The 20652-nt window shown below is 48.3% G+C and carries 20 protein-coding genes and 1 pseudogene; 15 read left to right on the top strand and 6 right to left on the bottom strand.

What is annotated here, in order from left to right; translation table 11 throughout:
- Together PH235_RS10780 and PH235_RS10775 are read left to right on the top strand one after the other, a co-directional pair.
- Positions 1–798: an ABC transporter permease gene (locus tag PH235_RS10780; RefSeq protein WP_272162345.1), complete on the top strand. Its 798-nt coding sequence runs from the start codon at positions 1–3 to the stop codon at positions 796–798.
- A gap of 55 nt (positions 799–853) precedes the next feature.
- Complete coding sequence (locus PH235_RS10775; protein ID WP_272162344.1) at positions 854–1870, top strand: ABC transporter ATP-binding protein; 1017 nt, start codon at positions 854–856, stop codon at positions 1868–1870.
- Positions 1871–1932: 62 nt separating this feature from the next.
- Here PH235_RS10775 and PH235_RS10770 read toward each other — a convergent pair whose 3' ends face one another.
- Both PH235_RS10770 and PH235_RS10765 read right to left on the bottom strand, forming a co-directional pair.
- A complete protein-coding gene (locus PH235_RS10770; RefSeq protein ID WP_272162343.1) occupies positions 1933–3024 on the bottom strand; it encodes a chromate transporter in 1092 nt (363 codons plus the stop codon).
- A 36-nt stretch (positions 3025–3060) separates the two neighbouring features.
- On the bottom strand, positions 3061–3837 hold the full coding sequence (locus tag PH235_RS10765) for a PHP domain-containing protein (protein WP_272162342.1): 777 nt from the start codon (positions 3835–3837) through the stop codon (positions 3061–3063).
- A 204-nt stretch (positions 3838–4041) separates the two neighbouring features.
- Here PH235_RS10765 and PH235_RS10760 point away from each other — a divergent pair, with 204 nt between their 5' ends.
- Positions 4042–5541: a gluconokinase gene (locus PH235_RS10760; RefSeq protein ID WP_272162341.1), complete on the top strand. Its 1500-nt coding sequence runs from the start codon at positions 4042–4044 to the stop codon at positions 5539–5541.
- Between the two features lie 59 nt (positions 5542–5600).
- Here PH235_RS10760 and PH235_RS10755 read toward each other — a convergent pair whose 3' ends face one another.
- Positions 5601–6083: a glutathione peroxidase gene (locus tag PH235_RS10755; protein ID WP_272162340.1), complete on the bottom strand. Its 483-nt coding sequence runs from the start codon at positions 6081–6083 to the stop codon at positions 5601–5603.
- A 224-nt stretch (positions 6084–6307) separates the two neighbouring features.
- Here PH235_RS10755 and pta point away from each other — a divergent pair, with 224 nt between their 5' ends.
- The 6 genes from pta to PH235_RS10725 all read left to right on the top strand — a co-directional run bounded on the left by pta (position 6308) and on the right by PH235_RS10725 (position 11584).
- Positions 6308–7282 carry a phosphate acetyltransferase gene (pta, locus tag PH235_RS10750; RefSeq protein ID WP_272162339.1) on the top strand — a complete coding sequence of 325 codons (975 nt, stop codon included), beginning with the start codon at positions 6308–6310 and terminating at the stop codon, positions 7280–7282.
- Between the two features lie 154 nt (positions 7283–7436).
- On the top strand, positions 7437–7919 hold the full coding sequence (gene tsaE / locus PH235_RS10745) for a tRNA (adenosine(37)-N6)-threonylcarbamoyltransferase complex ATPase subunit type 1 TsaE (RefSeq protein ID WP_272162338.1): 483 nt from the start codon (positions 7437–7439) through the stop codon (positions 7917–7919).
- Between the two features lies 1 nt (position 7920).
- On the top strand, positions 7921–8451 hold the full coding sequence (locus tag PH235_RS10740; protein WP_272162337.1) for a GNAT family N-acetyltransferase: 531 nt from the start codon (positions 7921–7923) through the stop codon (positions 8449–8451).
- A gap of 670 nt (positions 8452–9121) precedes the next feature.
- Positions 9122–10102 carry a metal ABC transporter substrate-binding protein gene (locus tag PH235_RS10735; RefSeq protein ID WP_272162336.1) on the top strand — a complete coding sequence of 327 codons (981 nt, stop codon included), beginning with the start codon at positions 9122–9124 and terminating at the stop codon, positions 10100–10102.
- A 182-nt stretch (positions 10103–10284) separates the two neighbouring features.
- Complete coding sequence (locus tag PH235_RS10730) at positions 10285–10938, top strand: phosphoribosyltransferase (RefSeq protein WP_272162335.1); 654 nt, start codon at positions 10285–10287, stop codon at positions 10936–10938.
- Positions 10931–11584: a dienelactone hydrolase family protein gene (locus PH235_RS10725; protein WP_272162334.1), complete on the top strand. Its 654-nt coding sequence runs from the start codon at positions 10931–10933 to the stop codon at positions 11582–11584. The genes PH235_RS10730 and PH235_RS10725 overlap by 8 nt, the downstream gene beginning before the upstream one ends.
- A gap of 83 nt (positions 11585–11667) precedes the next feature.
- On the opposite strand, the gene PH235_RS10720 is transcribed toward PH235_RS10725, so the two are convergent.
- Genes PH235_RS10720 through PH235_RS10710 form a run of 3 tightly spaced genes read right to left on the bottom strand, consistent with a single transcriptional unit; the run spans position 11668 to position 13523 of the window.
- Positions 11668–12453 (bottom strand): SDR family oxidoreductase, encoded by a 786-nt coding sequence (locus PH235_RS10720; RefSeq protein ID WP_272162333.1) that lies wholly within the window; start codon positions 12451–12453, stop codon positions 11668–11670.
- A gap of 43 nt (positions 12454–12496) precedes the next feature.
- Positions 12497–13258 carry an exodeoxyribonuclease III gene (locus PH235_RS10715; RefSeq protein WP_272162332.1) on the bottom strand — a complete coding sequence of 254 codons (762 nt, stop codon included), beginning with the start codon at positions 13256–13258 and terminating at the stop codon, positions 12497–12499.
- Between the two features lie 16 nt (positions 13259–13274).
- Positions 13275–13523 carry a hypothetical protein gene (locus PH235_RS10710; protein WP_272162331.1) on the bottom strand — a complete coding sequence of 83 codons (249 nt, stop codon included), beginning with the start codon at positions 13521–13523 and terminating at the stop codon, positions 13275–13277.
- A gap of 336 nt (positions 13524–13859) precedes the next feature.
- Here PH235_RS10710 and murB point away from each other — a divergent pair, with 336 nt between their 5' ends.
- From murB to PH235_RS10680, 6 genes and pseudogenes are all read left to right on the top strand, one after another.
- Positions 13860–14774 carry a UDP-N-acetylmuramate dehydrogenase gene (gene murB, locus PH235_RS10705; RefSeq protein ID WP_272162330.1) on the top strand — a complete coding sequence of 305 codons (915 nt, stop codon included), beginning with the start codon at positions 13860–13862 and terminating at the stop codon, positions 14772–14774.
- 98 nt (positions 14775–14872) lie between these two features.
- The gene (locus tag PH235_RS10700; protein ID WP_272162329.1) at positions 14873–16576 is read left to right on the top strand and encodes an ABC transporter ATP-binding protein; all 1704 of its coding nucleotides are present in this window, start codon (positions 14873–14875) and stop codon (positions 16574–16576) included.
- A 182-nt stretch (positions 16577–16758) separates the two neighbouring features.
- Positions 16759–17847: pseudogene (locus tag PH235_RS10695) on the top strand (ABC transporter ATP-binding protein).
- A gap of 11 nt (positions 17848–17858) precedes the next feature.
- A complete protein-coding gene (locus tag PH235_RS10690; RefSeq protein ID WP_272162328.1) occupies positions 17859–18674 on the top strand; it encodes an ABC transporter permease in 816 nt (271 codons plus the stop codon).
- A complete protein-coding gene (locus PH235_RS10685; RefSeq protein WP_272162327.1) occupies positions 18671–19522 on the top strand; it encodes an ABC transporter permease in 852 nt (283 codons plus the stop codon). The genes PH235_RS10690 and PH235_RS10685 overlap by 4 nt, the downstream gene beginning before the upstream one ends.
- A complete protein-coding gene (locus tag PH235_RS10680; RefSeq protein ID WP_272162326.1) occupies positions 19519–20589 on the top strand; it encodes an ABC transporter substrate-binding protein in 1071 nt (356 codons plus the stop codon). The genes PH235_RS10685 and PH235_RS10680 overlap by 4 nt, the downstream gene beginning before the upstream one ends.
- Positions 20590–20652 lie beyond the last annotated feature (63 nt).

Genomic DNA, 20652 nt, shown 5'->3' with positions numbered 1-20652 from the left:
ATGAAGAAACGAAGCAATGGCTTTTCTTCATTCATCATCATTATCCTTTCCGTGATTTTGCTGCTGCCGCTGTTTGTGACGCTGCTAAATTCTTTGTTCAGGGATTTGAGCAATATTATCCCGGAAGGGTTCACTTTTGAATTCTATAGCGGTATTTTTGCGGGTTCAGGCGGGATGGCAGGCGCGATAGGCAGATCTTTACTGATTGCAATCATACCGACGCTTGTGCTGTTGATGCTCCTTTTGTTGGCGATGTATGTCGTGCAGATCCATTATCCGAAAGGCGATAAATATTTGGACCTGTTGTCAAAAATCCCCTACGGCATTCAAGGCGTCATACTTGCGGTCTCAATCATTTCGCTGTATGCCTCTTCCGATACCTTTTTGTCGAACCGCATTTTTTTGTTGAGTTGTGCCTACGGAATCGTCATTTTGCCGTACATGTACCAAGGCATCAAAAATGCTTTGACCACACTGGAGGTCATGCCGATTTTGGAGGCTGCTGAAACGTTGGGCGCCAGTAAGCTTTATGCCTTTTTCCGGATCATCGTACCCAGCGCATTGAAAGGTTTGGTTGCGACGATTCTGCTCTCGATAGGCATTCTGTTCAGCGATTTCGTCTTGGTGAATATCATTGCGGGCAGCTATTATGAAACAACCAGTATTTTCCTTGATAAAACCAGAAGTGTGTCGGGGCATGCGGCTAGCGCAATTTCCGTAGTCATCTTCTGCATCATGCTGATTTTGACGAACTTGTCGGGTTATCTGGGGTCGAAAGAGACCAAAAAAGCAAAATGAACGTAAATATCGAGTAAGTGATTCACATTTTTCGTAAAGTAATAGAGGAGACACAATGGCATACATAGAATTCAGAAACATCAGAAAATCATACGACGGTGAAAATTTAGTGTTGAAAGATCTTAATCTGCAGGTGAAGGAAGGCGATTTGGTCACTTTGCTGGGGCCATCCGGTTGCGGGAAATCAACTTTGCTGCGTTCGTTGGCTGGTTTTGAAAGCATTGACGGGGGCAGCATTCACATCAACGGCCAGGATGTGACGGATTTGCCGCCGGGGAAAAGGAACATCGGGATGGTTTTTCAACAATACTCGCTGTTCCCCAATATGAATGTAGCGGAGAACATCGCATTCGGCTTGAAGATGCAGAAAATGAACCAGAGTGTCATCAAGGAAAAAGTCGCCAGGATCATCGAACTCGTTGACCTATCGGGGAAAGAGAACCATTACCCGGCGCAATTGTCCGGCGGGCAAAAACAACGGGTTGCCCTGGCACGCGCCATCGTGACCGAGCCAAAAGTGTTGTTGCTGGATGAACCTCTGTCTGCCATTGATGCCTTGCTGCGGAAAAATCTCCAAAAGCAGATCCGCCGTATCCAGAAGGCTTTGCATATCACGACAATCTTTGTCACGCATGATCAGGATGAAGCGATGCTGATGTCGGATGTGATTCATGTCATGGCTTCCGGAAAAATAGAGCAGTCGGGTACACCAACCGAAATATATACGCATCCTGAAACGCATTTCGTGGCTTCGTTCATCGGCAATTACAATCTGTTGGACAACACGGATTTTGAGAAATTGACCCAGCGAAAAACGCAGGCAAGTCAAGTCGCTATCCGTCCGGAGGCCATCGAGTACTTCAAAGAGCCTCAGCCTGAGACGGAAGAACACCTGTATTTCAAAGGGAAAGTGGTCGATGAAACGATCAGCGGGAATATCTTGTCCTATGTGATTGAAACGAATCAAGGTGTCGCTTTGCGCGCGGATCATCTGTACCGTACCTTTAATCTGCTTGATAAAGGCGAAGAGGTCTTTCTGAAAGTAGAAAAGCGAAATATTCTGGAGTTTTGAAAAGACCCTCCCCACAGCCGGAAAATGGCAGTGGGGAGGGTCTTTTTGTGTGGATGGTGCGCTCAAAACATTGTAACCAGCCACCCGATGAATCCGCCCATGATGATCAAATAGGAGGAGTTCACTTTGAATCTGATGAGGCCGATGAAACTGACTGCGAAGATGAGGACACTGAACCACGAAACGAAGGTCGCTGTCCCCAATTGCCAGGATACCGATGCCATCAATGCCAGCGAAGCGACCGTAATCCCGTCCAAAATACCAGCGAAGATTTTGGATGAACGCAGTTTGTTGAACAACGGGTGCAGCAGCAAAATAAGCAGGAAGGAAGGCAAGAAGATGCCGACAGTCGCCAATAAGGCACCCGGGACGCCTTGGATCAGATAGCCCACGAAAGTTGCCGTCGTGAAGACCGGGCCGGGGGTGAACTGTCCGATTGCAACGGCATCCAGCAACTGGGTGCTTGTCAACGCAGCATAGCGGTCGATGAATTCAGCCTGCAGAAAAGCCAGCAGCACATAACCGCTCCCGTAAAGGACCGATCCGATCTTCAAGAAAGTCAGGAACAACAGCGTCAGCGACATGGGTTCGATCGCTAGATGACGCGACCGCCATTTGGATAATTGCTGCGTCAGCAGCATCGTCAATCCGGTCAGAATCAGGATCATGATTTCGCCGACGCCCATCAGCGACAGCAGATAGGCCGCCAAGAACAAAAGCAACGATTTGCTGTCCTTGATGGTCGTCTGTCCCAGCCGAAAAAGGGCCTGGATGATGACTGCAAGGATGACCGGTTTGATGCCGCTGAAAAGCGCTTCGATGAGCGGCACTTCGCCGTACTGTTTATAGAACATAGCCAGCAGCAACACGATTGTCATGGCCGGAAAGATGAAACAAATGCCCGCCAAAAACAATCCGATTTTCCCGCCGCGCTTGTAGCCCAACGCGATAGCCAGTTCCGTAGAGTTCGGACCGGGAATCAGATTCGTGAATCCGAGCAGATCCATGAATTCCGTCTTTTTAAGCCATTCCCGCTTCGTCACCAATTCGTCCTCCATCATGGCGATGTGTGCGGCTGGACCCCCAAAAGCGAAAAGACCCAGTCGGGCAAAAACAAAGCAAATTTCCTTGTAGATTTCTTTGGTATTGGTCATGAGGTTCCTCCATCAAAGATATAGTTTACAGCCGATTCAGATGGGTTCGGTATAGCCAACTTGATTTTTGAAAAGGGTCAATTCGTGCACACCCAAATCCTTTAACAACGCGATGGCATCGTCGAAGTGATAGCGGTATTTCTGGATGCTGTGCGCATCTGAACCAAGACTGAATCGGGTCCCGCCCATTTCCAGATAGAGGCCGATCATATAGCGGTACAAGTCGGCGTTGTTGTATTCATACATGCTGCGCGTGTTCAATTCCAGTGCCATTTCTTTCGCCATGATTTCATCGAGCAGCCCCTTCAGCAAAGGCTCGAATTCCCGAAGATCGTCTACCGTGACGGGCAAGCGTCGGATTCCGTAATCAAAGTGCGCGAAAACATTTGCGCCATCGACTTGCCGGACAGCTTGCGTACAGAGCTCGAAATATTCCTTCATGACCGCTTTGGGGTCCATCTCATCGATGATTGGCTGCAAGTAATCATAGCGCCCGTTTTGGTGAACACTCAGCAGGATGACATCAAAGGCTTTGCCTTCCAGATAAGATGTAATTTGCGCGTGGGACTCAGGCGTATAGCCGACTTCGATGCCCCGGCGGATGCGCCCCTCATGGATTACGTTCAGTGTGTCTATTTTATCGCTGTAGGCGGCATAATCCAAGACGGTATCCACACCGCCGTTGTAGGCATCATGAAAATCCAGGTGCTCGGTTGTGACGAGCAGACCGTCTGTTTGCTCGAGATAATTTTCAAATGATTCCGCAGAATCAGGCGAAAAATGCGTATGCATATGTTGATCGTAGTATCCCAAAATCATTCCTCCTTGTGCGTAGATGTCACCAGTATAGCAGACAGCGATGGATATCCAGAAAAGATTGCGTTAAGAAAATGTAAACGATCGAAGGCAGAATATCAAACATTATCAAAAAATTTGCACCAATGCTTGTGGAATTTTGCTATAATGATTAAGGTCGTGGAAAAATAAGATAAATTTTTTGGATTGGTGGTTTTTTATTTGGCAGCACGATATGTCATGGGAGTGGATGTCGGTACCACAAGCACAAAAGCCGTACTGTACGAAACGGACGGCTCAGCTTATGAATCAGCGTACGCGCATTATCCATTAATTAAAGAGAATCCCGAAATGGCGGAACAAGACTTGGATGAGATCTTTTCAGCCGTATTAAAAACAATAAAAGCAGTCATACAGAAAGCGGAACTGGGCCCGACGGATATTGCCGGCATCGGCTTTTCGAGCGCTATGCACAGCTTGATCCTCATGGACGCGGAAGGTACGCCGTTGACGAGGAGCATAACCTGGGCCGATAATCGTTCGAAAAAATACGCAAGCATGCTGAAGCATTCCGAAATGGGCCAGCGTTTTTACGAAAAAACAGGCACACCGCTGCACCCGATGTCCCCATTGAGCAAGATTCTCTGGCTGAAGGCGGAAAAGCCCGAAGTGTTCCAAGCAGCGCGCTGGTTCATCGGCATCAAGGAATACATTTTTTGGCGCCTGTTCGGAGAATTCGTCGTGGACTATTCGGTTGCCTCGGCTACCGGTTTGTTCAACATCAGGGAATTCCGCTGGGATGAGGAAATTCTGGAATTCTGCGGTATCACGAGTCAAATGCTGCCGTTGCCGGTAAATCCTGGTCACCAGCTGAGCGGCCTCTCGGAGGAAGTGGCTGAGTTGCTGGGGCTGGCTGCGGATACACCCTTTATAGTTGGAGGGAATGACGGCTGCTTAGCCAACCTGGGGATGGGAGCGATCCGCGCAGGTACGGCAACAATCACGATCGGTACGAGTGGCGCGGTCCGGATGACGAGCGAAAAACCTTATGTAAGCCCGGAAGGCCGTACATTCAGTTATATCCTGGATGAAAACCATTATGTGAACGGCGGCGCCGTCAACAATGGCGGAAACATCTTTGATTGGGCCATTAAACAATTTTTGCCGGCGAACATTGCTGATGAAGATCTCTACGACAAAGCGATGGAGATGATCGCAAACGTTGCGCCGGGAGCGGATGGATTGGTCTTCCATCCTTATCTGAACGGAGAACGGGCGCCTTTGTGGAATGCGGATGCCAGAGGGAATTTCAGCGGCATCAACATGCTGCATACGAAAGAACATTTTTTGCGCTCCGTTTTGGAGGGCATCTGCCTGAATCTGAAGGATGTGCTAGCGACGGTCATCTCGATGAACGGCGAACCAACAAAAATTATGGCCAGCGGGGGCTTTTCGCGCTCGCTGGCTTGGCGCCAAATCTTGACGGATATCATCGGTATGCCGATCGAATTCCCGGAAACATTCGAAAGTTCCTGCACAGGTGCCGCTTTGATCACACTGAAGAGCTTGGGTTTGGTGGAATCCGTGGATGATGCGGAGAAAATGATGGGCGCATCGATCGAACATCAACCGAATGAAGACAGCAAATCTGTCTATGCAGCGATGTTCCCGCGTTACCAAGAAATGAGCAAGTTGTTGCAGGAGTTCTATACGGAAAAATGAAATTGAACCAAAAGAAAAGACATACTCACTGAAAATCAGTGGCTATGTCTTTTTTTAGTCTACTCGTTACTGATTGGTTGCTCCAAGGCGCTTTCGATCAGTTTCGTCATTTTCTTTGGTGTGGTGATCGGCGCAAAACGCTTGATGATTTCGCCATCGCGGCCAATCAGGAATTTCGTGAAATTCCACTTGATGGCGCCACCGGTCTGCTCGACCAGATATTTGTAGAGCGGATCCGCATTGTCTCCATTCACATCGATCTTATCGAAGATTGGGAAAGTGACACCGTAATTGAGTCGGCAGAATTCAGCTGCTTCGGTACCGTCTAATGGTTCTTGGTTATTGAACTGGTTTGATGGAAATCCTAGAACAACGAAATCCTTGTCTTTGTAATTCTCGTAAAGTTCCTCCAGTTCATCCAATTGACCCACTAAACCGCACTTTGAAGCTGTATTGACGATGCAGATGACTTTTCCTTTGTACTGTTCCAATGGTACAGATGACTGATCTGTTTTTCTTACATGATATTCATATATGGACATATCGAAGGACTCCTTTGGTTATGCTACTTATAGGTACTAAAACATAGTATAAACAACAATGTAAAGGATTGCAAAAGAAAAGCCCTCGTAAAAATTGAAGGAGATATGACAGTTTGATGAGAAATGATGAAATTGTAACAGTAATTTCCATAAATGACTGTTTTTTTATTCTCGTTTGCTGTATGATAGTTGAGTATTATAAATCGAATCTGGAGGGATTTTTTTTGGACATGTTTGAAGGCTTAAGCCAAAAAATCGTAGGAAAAAAAATAAAAATCGTTTTCCCGGAAGGCTTAGAACCAAGAATTTTAGGGGCAGTCGTACGTCTTAAAGCGGAAGACTTAGTGGAACCAATCGTTATCGGAAATGTGGATGCAGTCAAAGAAGCTGCAAAAGGCCGCGGATTTAGACTAAATGGTATCCAAATCATCGACCCAGCTGATTATGCTGAACTCGATGAAATGGTTGCATCTTTCGTCGCTCGCCGTAACGGTAAAGTCACTGAAGAACAAGCTAGAAAATTGTTGTTGGATGAGAATTATTTCGGAACAATGATGGTACACATGGGCTTAGCCGATGGTCTCGTGAGCGGTGCTGTTCACTCTACAGGTGATACTGTCCGTCCTGCGCTTCAAATCATCAAAACAAAACCAGGTGTAAGCCGCACAAGTGGTGCTTTCATCATGCTCCGTGGTACTGAAAGATTCCTGTTCGCTGACTGCGCAATCAACATCAATCCAAATGCACAAGAACTTGCTGAAATCGCAGTGGAAAGTGCTAAAACGGCTGAAATGTTCGAAATCCAACCAAACGTTGCTTTGATGAGCTTCTCAACAAAAGGCTCAGCAGCATCACCGGAAGTCGACAAAGTCGTGGAAGCTACAAGAATCGCTAAAGAATTGGCGCCTCAATACAACATCGACGGCGAATTACAATTCGATGCAGCCTTTTCTGAAGTAGTCGCTAAACAAAAAGCTCCTGGCTCAACTGTAGCTGGTCAAGCTAAAGTATTCATTTTCCCTGAAATCCAATCAGGAAACATCGGTTACAAGATTGCACAACGTTTCGGCGGGTTCGAAGCGGTAGGCCCAATCTTGCAAGGCTTGAACAAACCGATTTCCGATTTGTCACGCGGTTGTAACGAAGAAGATGTCTACAAAACAGCCATCATCACAGCAAACCAAACATTACTTGACTAATGAAAAAATGGAAAGCCTGGATCAAATCCGGCTTTCCATTTTTTGTTGTGCTTGAAAATAGGCCATCCGCAAAAAAAAGGTGCATTCCGGAGTGAATATTTCTATAATAAGTAATGGAATAAAATAAATTGGTGAAGATGGGAGCAGATTCAGAATGTTCACCTTACTAGCAAAGAATGAAGAAGAAACGATGTTGATAGCCGCGCAATTGGCGCAGCTACTGGAACCGAAAGATGTCATCCTCCTAGAGGGGGATTTGGGGGCCGGCAAAACCACTTTTACAAAAGGCCTGGCAAAGGGGTTGGGCATTGACACGGTTATAAAAAGCCCCACGTATACTTTAATCAGAGAGTACACAAAGGGCAGGTTGCCGCTGTACCATATGGATGTCTATCGTTTGGAGGATGTCGGCGGCGATGAACTGGGCTTCGAAGAATACCTCTATGGGAATGGCGTTTCCGTGATCGAATGGGCAAAGTTCATCGAAGAGGAATTGCCGGATGCATATTTGACGATCCGCTTGGTTCCTACCGGGGAATTTTATGAAAACCGGGAAATCACTTTTCTGCCGACCGGCGAACGTTATGATACTTTGGTCGAAACATTACAGGGGATACTCACGAAAGAAGGAAAATAGCATGCGCAAAAGAGAAAAAGTCGAAATCATGATCCGGGAAGCCATCCCTGCAGATGCGAAGGATATCATCGCCTTCAGCAAAAAAACCGGCGCCGAAACGCCTTATTTGGCATATGGGGCTGAAGGCTTGGAATTGTCCGAAGCCTTCGAAGAATTATATCTGGAAGATCTGATGGAGAAAGACAACAATGTGATGCTGATTGCGACGATTAACAACAAACAATTGATCGGTTTGGCGTCAGTAGGGGCAACAGATAAACCGAAGCTTAGGCATGTAGGAGAAGTCGGTATCACCGTCGAGAAGGATTATTGGGGATTCGGAATCGGCTCGGTTCTGATGGAAGAAATCGAAACATGGGCAATCGAGAGCGGCGTGATCCGCCGCTTGGAGTTGACAGTCCATGGAGAAAACGAACGGGCCATTCATCTCTATGAGAAAATGGGTTATCAGCAAGAAGCGGTGATGCCGCGCGCCATGCTGATCGATGGGGAATTTGTCGATGGCGTATTGATGAGTCTGATGATCGATTAGCGTACAGGGACAGAATGACGTTTTAGGCAAAAAAAGTTGAAAAATTTTTGTTGAAATCGGCATTTCCTACTTGACGTGTTAGCGCTTACATGTTATTATAACTATACAAAGAGAAACATACTAAGTTAAACAAAGAAACACAAAAGAGTATGCTACTCTTTCAGGGAAATCCTTCAAAAAGATTTTCCGGTTAACAGCTTTTCAGTTAAGCTGTTAATGCAAAGTCTTAGATGGTTCGGAATTTGTGTTCTAGATGTATTTCTAAGACATGAAAACTTGAACCATTCTAAGATTGATAAACAGTAGATTTCATTCAAGCAGCTAGAAGCGAAAGCTTACATGTCTTGCCTGAAAAACAAGCATAACTAGTATTGAAAAGTTCGCAGATCGTTAAGATTGAACAATCAATGAAGCGAGGATGAGGCTACTGATTTAGGAGGAAGTGTTCCGATTGTTGGAGCACTTCCTTTTTTTTGCGTCGCTCGGGAAAGGACGTTATTTTACTGTTTATAAAAATTTGCATATATGAAGAAACAAATTATTGCACACAAATGACTTGCATCAGCTCAATCTTTACGCTATCCTTTAAATCGTAATCGTTACGATTTGTATCGAGCAATCATTATCCGATTTCGGATAGTCCATAAAGAGAAGGCGGAGGGAATAATAAATGAATCAAAAAAAGAGTATGAAGTGGGCATTGTCTCTATTGGGGACAACTGCACTATTGGCAGGATGCGGCGCAAACAGCGAATCTGCGGTGGACAGCAGTGCGGATTCAGGAACAGAAAAGCTGCAGGTCGTCACGACCTTTTATCCGATATATGATTTTACGAAACAGGTCACGCAGGACGATGCCGACGTGAGCCTGCTTTTGGAAGCCGGAATGGAAGTGCATTCCTTTGAGCCTTCGAGCCAGATGATCGCGGAAATCCAGGATGCGGATGTGTTCATTTACAACAGCGCTGAGATGGAGACGTGGGTACCAGACGTGCTGGCGTCCCTCGACACTTCGGATATGGTTGTCATATGTGCAAGCGAAGCAATCACACTATTGGAGTATGAAGGCGAGGCACACGCGCATGAGCATGAGTCCGAGGAGGAAGATGCGGAGTCTGGACATACCCATACTGTCGATCCGCACGTATGGTTGGACCCTGTGTTGGCGCAAACAGAGGTTACGACGATTGCGGAAGGGTTGGCCGAAGAGGATGCGGACCATGCCGAGAAGTATCTGGAAAATGCCGAAACTTACAACGGAAAACTGAACGAATTGGATGAAGCATACCGTGCTGCTTTTGAGGGAGCGGAAAACCGCACTTTCGTGACGCAGCATGCTGCCTTCGCCTATTTGGCGGCCCGCTATGATCTTAATCAGATTTCCGTGACGGGTCTGAATGCCGAAAGCGAGCCGAGTGCGGCAGCTTTGGCGACACTTTCCGATTACGTGAAGGCCAACAATATTTCGCACATCTATTTTGAGAACAATGCTTCTTCGCAAACAGCAGAGACGCTTGCCGAAGAGGTAGGCGTGGAATTGGCGGTGTTGAGTCCTCTCGAAGGGATCACTGAAGAGGACCAGGAAAGTGGTTCGGATTATATTTCGGTCATGTTGGATAATCTTGAGGCTTTGAAGAAAAGTATCAACTGATCCAGAAGTGTTATTGTTCCTCCTTGTGGCGTTTGCGTGCTATGATTTGGTTGAGATGAGATAACAGAACAATCGCAAAATGACTCAGTTGAGAAAACAGTCGAGCCAAGCGTAATTTCAGTCGACCAGCACGCACTTGTTTCAGTCAATGGGAAGGTATTGTCGGACAAGGAGGGAACTTTATGCTTTTTAACGATCGGAAAGAGGCCGGCATCCTGCTGGCCGAAGCTTTGGAGAAGTACCGCGGAGAAGATATCGTCGTATTTGCTTTGCCGCGTGGGGGAGTGCCTTTGGGCGTGGAGATCGCCAAGAAATTGGTGGCACCGCTTGATCTGCTTATCACGAAAAAAATCGGACACCCGTTCAATCCTGAATATGCCATCGGCGCCATCACAGAGGATGCGGACCCAATCTTCAATCCGGGCGAGCATGGGGTGTTGGACCAGAATTGGCTGGAATGGGAGCTGAAGCGGCTTCGCCAGGAAATCAAAAGGCGCAGGGAAACGTACATCGGGGCAGCGAACATCCAATCGCTGGAAGGTAAAACGGCCATCATCGTGGACGACGGCATCGCGACCGGCTTCACGATGTTCGCTTCGATAGCAGCACTCAAAAAGCGGAATCCGAAACGCATCATCGTGGCCATCCCGGTCACGCCGGAGGATACCGCGAAAAAGATGGACCAAATGGTGGATGCAGTCGTTGCTTTGGAGCGGACGGACGACTATCTCGGCGCTGTGGGCGCCTATTATGTCCGTTTCGATCAGCTTGATGACGCGGAGGTCGTCGCCTTGCTCCGAAGCATGAACGTGAAGGAGGGGAAGGCAGATGAGTGATCCAGAGAAGGCAGTGAAGATAACCGGTGCTGGTGTCACCTTGAATGGTGATCTGGTCTTGCACAGAGACCCGAAAGGACTCGTTATTTTTGCCCATGGCAGCGGGAGCAGCCGACACAGTGTGCGCAACAAATATGTTGCCAGTGTGCTGCGGGCGCATGGTTTATCGACCCTGTTGCTGGATTTGTTGACGGAGGCGGAGAGCGAATGGACCGACAAGCGTTTCGATATCGATTTGTTGGCCCAACGGTTGACGCTTGCGGAAAACTGGGTGAAGCAACAGGAGGAAACAAGACAGTTACCGCTCGGGTATTTCGGATCCAGCACCGGCGCGGCTGCCGCTTTGCAATCGGCCGCTGTGTTGGGAGATGGAATCAAGGCCGTCGTATCGCGGGGCGGCCGGCCGGATTTGGCCAAAGCCTATTTGGCTAAGGTCACAGCCCCGACGCTGTTGCTGGTCGGCGGCTATGATGACGGGGTGATAGAACTGAACGAGCAAGCCTATGCGTTGCTGAACTGTGAGAAGGAAATGACCATCATTCCGGGAGCAACCCATCTGTTCGAAGAAGCCGGCACGCTGGAACAGGTCGCCGAGTTGGCTGCGCAATGGTTCGTGAAGCAGTTTCCGGGAAATAAGGCTGGATAACAAAAATAAGCAGGACCCTTTCATAAGAGAGGCGTCCTGCTTATTTTTTTATGGGAACTTCAGCTTGCTTTCGACAATGCCGATCACTTGGATTCGGGATTGTAGGTCCAGCCATGATCGTTGTGGTAAATCATCAGCTTGGACATCCCGCCGTCGACAGTGAAATTCTGCCCGGTGATGAAGCCGGCTGCGTCGCTGCAGAGGAAGCGGATCGTCTGCACGATGTCATCAGGCACGCCGACACGACCGACAGGGTGCTGCAGGAGATCCGCCGCCTCGTAGGCAGGATGATAATCCTCATCTTTATGGAAGGAACCCGTGTCGATCCAACCTGGGCTGATGGAATTGACGCGGGCTTTTCCAGCCAACGAAATGCTGAGCGCATGCGTCAAAGCAAGGATGCCGCCTTTAGCTGCCGAATAACTTTCGGTGTCCTCTTGCGACATGAAACCGCGGCTTGATGCGATGTTCACAACTGAAGCGCCAGCTGTGAACACCGGTAAAAGCAAACTCGTCAACAGGTATGGTGCCGTGACGCCCAAAGCCAGCACATAATTGAAGTCCTGATAGGAACATTCCGACAGGATACCCTTTTTGCTGATGCAGGCGTTGTTCACCAGATAATCGACTTTGCCGAAGCGTTGCTTGACGGCTTCCGCAAAAGCGTGAAGGGCAGCTTCCGCCGCGATGTCCCCGTGATGGAAATACACATCCTTCGCTGCGAAACGGGAAACGATCTTTTCGCCGGCTTCCTTATCTGTGTCCACGAATGCGACAACAGCACCTGCTGTCAAAAAAGATTCCACAGTGGCTCGGCCGATGCCGTTCGCTCCGCCGGTCACCACGACCACACGATTTTGAAAATCCATATTCCATTCCTCCTGACTGGTTGATGCTTCAAATGTTTCGCGACTACAGTGAAAGCCTCAGTGATACCGGGCAATGGTCGCTGCCGAAGATATTTTCATGGATATCCGCGTCGACCAAAGCATCCTTCAAAGCGTCCGATACAAGGAAATAGTCGATCCGCCAGCCGGCATTGTTTTTGCGGGCGTTGAAGCGATAGCTCCACCAGGAATATCTTCCTTCCGCATCCGGATGAAAGTAGCGGAAGGTATCGATGAATCCGTTGGCGACCACTTCGCTGAACTTGGCGCGTTCCTCGTCCGAAAAGCCTGCGTTCTTGCGGTTCGTTTTCCAATTCTTCAAATCGATGTTTTCGTGGGCAACGTTAAGGTCTCCGCAGACGACAACCGGTTTTTCAGACTCCAGCCTTTTCAGATAAGCCAGAAAAGCAGTCTCCCAATCCATCCGGTAGTCCAACCGCTTCAGTTGCTCTTGGGAATTGGGCGTGTAGACAGTGACCAGGTAGAAGCCGGCATACTCCAAGGTGATGACGCGGCCTTCCGAATCATGTTCGGAAGCGCCTATGCCCAACCGGACAGAAAGCGGTGTATGCTTTGTGAATATGGCCGTACCGGAATAGCCTTTGCGCTCCGCGTAATTCCAGTAGGATTCATACCCGGGGAACGCAAGATCGATCTGGCCTTCCTGCAATTTCGTTTCCTGCAGACAGAAGAAATCGGCATCGAAGTCCGAAAAAATATCCGCAAAATTTTTATTTACGATGGCCCGCAAACCGTTGACGTTCCATGAGACAAATTTTAGATCCATTTTATGTTCACCTGCCTTAACGCAACGCAATCGTATAGTAAAGGAACAGGATGAAGAGGAAGAGATTGATGGCGGCCAGTGTCCACTTCATTTTAGGCTCTGGGATGTTCAGCGCAAAAATCGTTCCGACAATCGGCAAAAACAGCGCCAATATCAACGAGGTAGTGGATACGGAGCCGGGATCTTTGGTAGTGAAGAGGTAAAGAGGGTAAAGGATGGACAATAGTGTGAATGTTATTCCGTTTCTGGTTTGTTTCGGTTGCATAAAGCAGCCTCCTTTTTCTGTTATCTGTAATATTTTACCATACCTATGCGCTTGGATCGCAAGGAATAGGGCCGGAATTCGTGTCCAAAAAATGAAAAAGGATTCTTTCCGGCAGACAGATATCTAACAAAGCTATTTCAAATTGATTAAATTGTAAATTTTTTCATAAACTTGTGTTAAAATAGCATGAACAGGTGCGGAAATGCTTTTGATTAAAAAACGATTAATAATTGGTTAAAGAAATATAATTAATCGCTGCCGCTTACTTATTTGATACAAATCCGCATCAAGTGATGTTAGAATGGACTACATAAATAAAATTAGTGGGTGAAATGCATGTTGGGGACGGAAATAAAACAACAGTTTCCTGAAACGATCATTAAAGAGAATGAAAACTTATCAAATTATACATACACAAAAACAGGTGGCCCTGCGGATGTGCTGGTCTTTCCGAAATCCAAAGATGAAGTAGCGGCAATCGTTGCATGGGTGAATGAAAAGCAAGCGCCTCTGACCGTATTGGGCAATTCCAGCAATGTCATCATCAAGGATGGCGGCATCCGCGGTATCGTCATGATCCTGACGGAAATGGACCACATGGAAGTGAAGCGCCATCGGTTGATCGTCCAGAGCGGCGCACGCTTGATCGATGCTTCGCGGATGGCCTTGGCGGAGCGGTTGAGCGGCTTGGAATTCGCATGCGGCATTCCCGGCAGCGTCGGCGGAGCGGTCTACATGAATGCCGGAGCTTATGACGGTGAAGTCGAAGAAGTCATCGAATCCGTAGTGGTGATCACGCGTGAAGGCAAAATCAAAACCTACGAGAAAAATGAACTTGAGTTTTCCTATCGCCACAGCAAGCTGCAGGAAACGAATGAAATTGTTCTGGAAGTCGTTTTCCATCTGGAAAAAGGCAAGCAGGAAACAATCAAAGCCCGAATGGATGAATTGACGGCTTTGCGCGAATCCAAGCAACCATTGGAATATCCTTCATGCGGCAGCGTCTTCAAACGGCCGACCGGGTATTTCACAGGCAAATTGATCCAAGAAGCGGGTCTCCAAGGTTTGATTTGGGGCGGGGCACAGGTGTCGATGAAGCATGCAGGCTTTATCGTGAACATCAACAGTGCCACAGCGACCGATTACATTGAACTGATCGCACATATCAAAGAAGTCATAATGGAACATTATGGTGTGCCATTGGAAACGGAAGTCCGGATCATCGGAGAAGATACAGTGGGAAGCGTATAGGTGAAAAGAAGGCTGGGTGCGAACATTCAGCTCTTTTTTGAATAGCACTTAATTATTTTTTTATTATTTTTTGAATATATAATGAAGGAGGATAGCCCATGCGAAGACCACTGATATCTTTTCAGAACTTTAGTTTCACCTATTCAGATCAAAAGGAACCGACGTTAGAAGAACTGAATGTCACCATCTACGAAGGAGAAAAAATACTTGTGCTCGGCCCTAGCGGCTCCGGGAAAACGACCTTTGCCCGCTGCCTCACTGGCGTATTGCCGAGTGAAGAGAACGGCGATGCGAGTGGAAACATCCTCTTTCACCATCAGATCGATCAAACGGTTGCCCCCTTTGAAGATTTTCTTCCGAATGAAATGAAACTGGTCAAGAACAGTCTGATTCCCCACGCGGATCAGATGGGAAAATTTGGAGTGAAGCAACATGTCCCGTTCCGTACAGTGGATGATGTGAAAAAAATGGACAAATGGCACGACTTTCTGAAGAAACGCCCTTATCTGAAGCGCAGTTTCATGAAATTGTCGGAACAGCAGTTGGGTGATATCACGATGGCCGGCATCTCCTTGGATGGCAAGCCAGTGATTTTATTCGATGAGCCATTGGCGAATCTGGACCCGAGTTCCGGGGATTTGGCCATGAAATTCATCGATGATCTGCATCGCGTCAGCGACACGACCGTTCTCATCATCGAACATAGGCTGGAAGATGTTTTGGCGCAACCAATCGATCGCATTCTGCTGTTTTCCGGCGGGCGGATCATCGCGGATGCGACCCCGGAGGAGATACTCCGCACCGAAATTTTGAGCGATATCGGCATCCGGGAACCCCTTTACATCACGGCCATGCGCTATGCCGGAGTCGATCTGGACAATGTCCGGGAACTGGCGAATGCAAAGAAAGTGAACGGGCCGCAATTAAAGGAACAGATGGAGAGTTGGCTGAATTATCTGCCGCAATTCAGGTATCCCGACTATGATGAAGTGCTTCTGGAATTGGATGGCTTATCGTTCAAATACCCATGGAACGACAAGGATATCGTCGACGGTGCCTTTCTCCGCATCTACAAAGGGGAAATGCTCAGCCTGGTCGGTGCAAACGGCGCCGGCAAATCAACGCTTTCCCGTTTGATGACAGGTGAGGAGAAACCGCAGAGTGGCCACATCTATTGGAAAGGCCAAGAAGTCAGCGACATCGATGCGGATGAAGCGGAAAACTATGTCGGCTACGTCCCGCAGAACCCGAAAGACAGCCTCTCACAGGAAACCGTGTATGAAGAGATAGCCCTAAAAATGAAACAGCGCAACATGCCTGAGGAAGAGATTGTAAGGAAAGTCGATGAAGTTGCGAAAGTTTGCGGACTGCAATACATCAAAGACTTGCCGTTATCGATGCTGAGTTTCGGTCAACTGAAACGGGTGTCGATTGCATCCGTATTGGCGCTGGATCCGGAGCTGATCATCTTGGATGAGCCGGCAGCCGGGCAGGATTTCAGCCATTATAAAGACATCATGCATTTCCTCCAGCGGATCCACCAGAACGGTGTGACCGTTGTGATCGTGACGCATGACATGCACCTAATGCTGGAATACACCCGCAGAGCGGTCGTCATGGCCAAAGGGAAGATTGTGGCCGATACGAGTTCCGCTTTTGTCCTCATCAATCCGAGGCTGATCCAGATCGCCTCATTGAAAGAGACCACCTTGTTCACCTTCGCTAATCAGATTGGAATGACGGATCCCTACTCCTTCACGGAAAAATTCGTCTACTACGATCGGGCAGCGCGTCTTTTCTAAAAAAATACATATAAGTTCCAAACGTCAGAATGATCTTTCTGGCGTTTTTTGTTGTAAAGGATGCTACTTCTTATATAATAATAGTGTTTTGTGCTAACATAATAGTGATGAGTGAATATCCGGTCGCATCCGATTGGAGTGAACGTTCAACGCCCATACATAAACGATAAAGGCGGGAGAAAATGACTGATAAACCAATCATTACTTTAGAGAATGTAAAAAAAGTATACGATGATGAAACTGTGCTGCATGATATTATCTTTGAGCTTGAAAGAGGCAAATTCTATACCCTCTTGGGACCATCCGGCTGCGGGAAGACGACGATTCTGCGTTTGATCGCGTGATTCGCGGACGCAACGGAAGGCATCATCAAAATCAATGAAGAAGTAGTGAATGACATACCGGCGAACCGACGCAAAGTCAATACGGTTTTCCAGGACTACGCTTTGTTCCCCCACATGAATGTTTTCGATAATATCGCATTCGGTCTGACGATCAAAAAATTGCCCAAGGACCAGGTAAAGCTGAAAGTGGAAGAAGCACTGAAAATGGTTCAACTTGAGGGCTATGAAAACCGTGAAATCAGCGAAATGTCGGGCGGCCAGCAACAACGGGTCGCAATCGCCAGGGCAATCGTCAACGAACCGGATGTGCTGCTTTTGGATGAACCGTTGTCGGCTTTGGATTTGAAACTGCGCACGGATATGCAGTACGAACTGCGGGAACTGCAGGAGCGTCTAGGCATCACCTTCATTTTTGTCACGCACGATCAGGAAGAGGCATTGGCGATGAGCGATTGGATCTTCGTCATGAACAAAGGCGCGATTGTCCAGAGCGGCACACCTGTGGATATTTACGATGAGCCGATCAACCGATTCGTTGCGGATTTCATCGGCGAAAGCAATATCGTTTCCGGAACAATGGTGGAGGACTACAAAATCAGCTTCGTCGGCAAGGAGTTCGAATGTTCCGATGCGGGCATCACTCCGGGTGAAAAAATCGAAATCGTCATCCGTCCGGAAGATCTGGAGCTGACGACTGTCGAAAACGGCAAACTGGTCGTGAATATCGATACGCAGCTGTTCCGCGGTGTCCACTATGAAATCATCGGCTACGACAAGGACGGAAACGAGTGGATGATCCATTCCACCAAGCGCGCGGAAATCGGCAAGGATGTCGGCCTCCGTTTCGGTCCGCAGGATATCCATGTCATGCGCCTGGGCGAATCCGAAGAAGAGTTCGATGCCCGTCTGGAAAGCTATGAAGAATAGGGGGAAGAGACATGACGAAAAATTCTAGAGCGTTCTATTCTGTTCCTTACGTGCTTTGGCTGGGGTTGTTTGTCCTCTCTCCGATGCTGCTGATCCTGTACCAGTCGTTTTTCGACATCACCGGAGCATTCACGTTTGCCAACTACGCGACCTATTTCAGTTCGGGAAATTATCTGCGGATGACGTTGAATTCGTTCCTGTATGCGTTCACCATCACCCTCGCGACGTTCCTGATCAGTTACCCGACGGCCCTTTTCCTGAGCCGGACGAAGCATAAGCAGCTCTGGCTATCCTTGATCATTCTGCCGACCTGGATCAATCTCTTGCTGAAGGCCTATGCCTTCATCGGTTTGTTCAGTCAGAGCGGTACGGTCAACCAATTCCTGAGCTTCATGGGCATCGGTCCCCAACAGATCCTCTTCACGGACTTCAGTTTCATTTTCGTGGCGGCCTACATCGAGCTGCCGTTCATGATCCTGCCGATCTTCAATTCGATCGAAGAGCTGAACCCGTCCCTGATCGTGGCCAGCGAGGACCTTGGCGCCACAAGGATGCAGACTTTGACGCGGGTCATCTTTCCTTTGACGCTGAGCGGCGTTCGCAGCGGTTTCCAGGCCGTCTTCATTCCATCACTATCGCTCTTTATGCTGACGCGACTGATCGGCGGAAACCGGGTCATCACTTTGGGAACTGCTGTGGAGCAGCATTTTCTCGTCACCCAGAACTGGGGGATGGGTTCCACGATCGGCGTCATTCTGATCATCAGCATGATCGCCATCATGTCCCTGACGCGTGACAAAAAGAGGAAAGGCAGGGGAGTCAAATGAAGGAAACAACCAACACGAAGTGGAACAATGCGTTCCTTGTGCTCGTTTTCGCCATCCTGTATCTGCCGATCTTTTATCTGATTTTTTATTCGTTCAATGCCGGCGGGACCATGAACGCCTTCACCGGCTTCACTTGGGAGCATTACCAGGCCGTGTTTGAGGATACGCGCTTGATCGGAATCGTTTTGAACACATTTTTGGTGGCTTTGCTGTCGGCCCTCATCGCAACTGCAATCGGCACGATGGGCGCGATTTTCATTTATTACACGAAAAAACGCAGCATCAAGAATACGCTTTTGAGCCTGAACAACGTGCTGATGGTTTCTCCGGACGTCATCATCGGGGCGAGCCTGTTGATTCTGTTCACGATGCTGGGCTTCTCGCTGGGCTTCTCCTCCGTGCTGTTGTCGCACATCGCTTTTTCGATTCCGATCGTCGTGCTGATGGTGCTGCCGAAGCTTTATGAGATGAACGATTCGATGATCAGTGCGGCCCAGGATCTGGGCGCCAGCTCCGGCCAAGTGTTCAGCAGAATCCTGATCCCGAGCATCACTCCAGGGATACTGAGCGGCTTTTTCATGGCCTTCACCTATTCCTTGGATGATTTTGCGGTGACATTTTTCGTGACCGGGAACGGCTTCACTACATTGGCGGTGGAAATTTATTCGCGGGCCCGCCGTGGTGTCAGCCTGGAAATCAATGCGCTCAGTGCGCTGATGTTCCTGTTCACGCTGCTGTTGGTCTTGGGCTACTATTTCATTCAACAGTACGGGCACAATAAACATGCGCAGCAATTGAAGGCAATCGGGAAGCGCGCCGGCTCGGGACGGACGGTGAAAAAAGGATGAAAAAATTAATGGGAATGGCGGCCGTTGTCCTGCTTGCTTGTGCAGCGATCGCTTTCGGTATAAACGCTTTGAACAGAGCGCAAGGTTTTTCGGAAGGGAATACGCTGACCATCTACAACTGGGGCGACGATATCGAACCGGAGCTGATCACGAAATTCGAAGAGCAGTCCGGGTATAAAGTCTCATACGAGACGTTCGATTCGAACGAGGCGATGTACACCAAAGTCAAACAGGGCGGGACGGCTTACGATCTGAGCATCCCTTCGGAGTACATGATCAATAAAATGGCTGAAGAAGGCCTGCTGATCGAATTGGACCATTCGAAAATCGAAGGCCTGGAGAACATCGATCCGCGCTTCCTGGATTTGCCGTTCGACGAAGGCAACAAATATTCCATCCCTTATTTCTGGGGAACCTTGGGCATCATCTACAACGACAAAATGGTGACGGAAGAGATCACCTCCTGGTCCGATCTCTGGGATCCGAGCTATGCGAACAGTCTGCTTTTGATCGACGGGGCGCGCGAAGTGATTGGATTGGGACTCCAAAGTGAAGGCTACTCGCTGAACGAAACGGACCCGATGATCTTGAATGAGATTGCGGAGAAACTGAAGGACATCACGCCGAACATCAAAGCCATCGTTGCCGACGAAATCAAGATGTACATGATCCAGGAAGAAGCGGCCATCGCCGTGACTTTCTCCGGTGAGGCCAGCGAGATGCTTTGGGAAAACGAAAATCTCCATTATGTGATCCCTGAGGAGGGATCTAATCTGTGGTTCGACAACATCGTCATACCGAAGACCGCCAAGAACATCGATGGTGCCTACGCCTTCATCAATTTCATGCTGGAACCTGAGAATGCGGCCATCAATGCGGAATACGTCGGCTACGCCACGCCAAACCAAAACGCCATCGAGCTGATGGATCCCGAAATCACCAGCGACGAACAATTCTACCCCTCGGATGAAATCGTGGACAAACTCGAAGTCTACGAAAACCTGGGAGCCAAAACCCTGGGAACGTACAATGACCTGTTCCTGGAAATCAAAATGTATCGGAAATGATGGAAAACTTAAGTATAAACATTGTTATGATATCTTTTCTAGAGTTTTCTGCCAAAGAATATG

This window comes from Trichococcus sp. K1Tr (assembly GCF_028309625.1).
GTDB lineage: Bacteria > Bacillota > Bacilli > Lactobacillales > Aerococcaceae > Trichococcus.
Note: the sequence above shows the minus strand (reverse complement) of the source record. Positions and strands in the feature narration are given on the sequence as shown.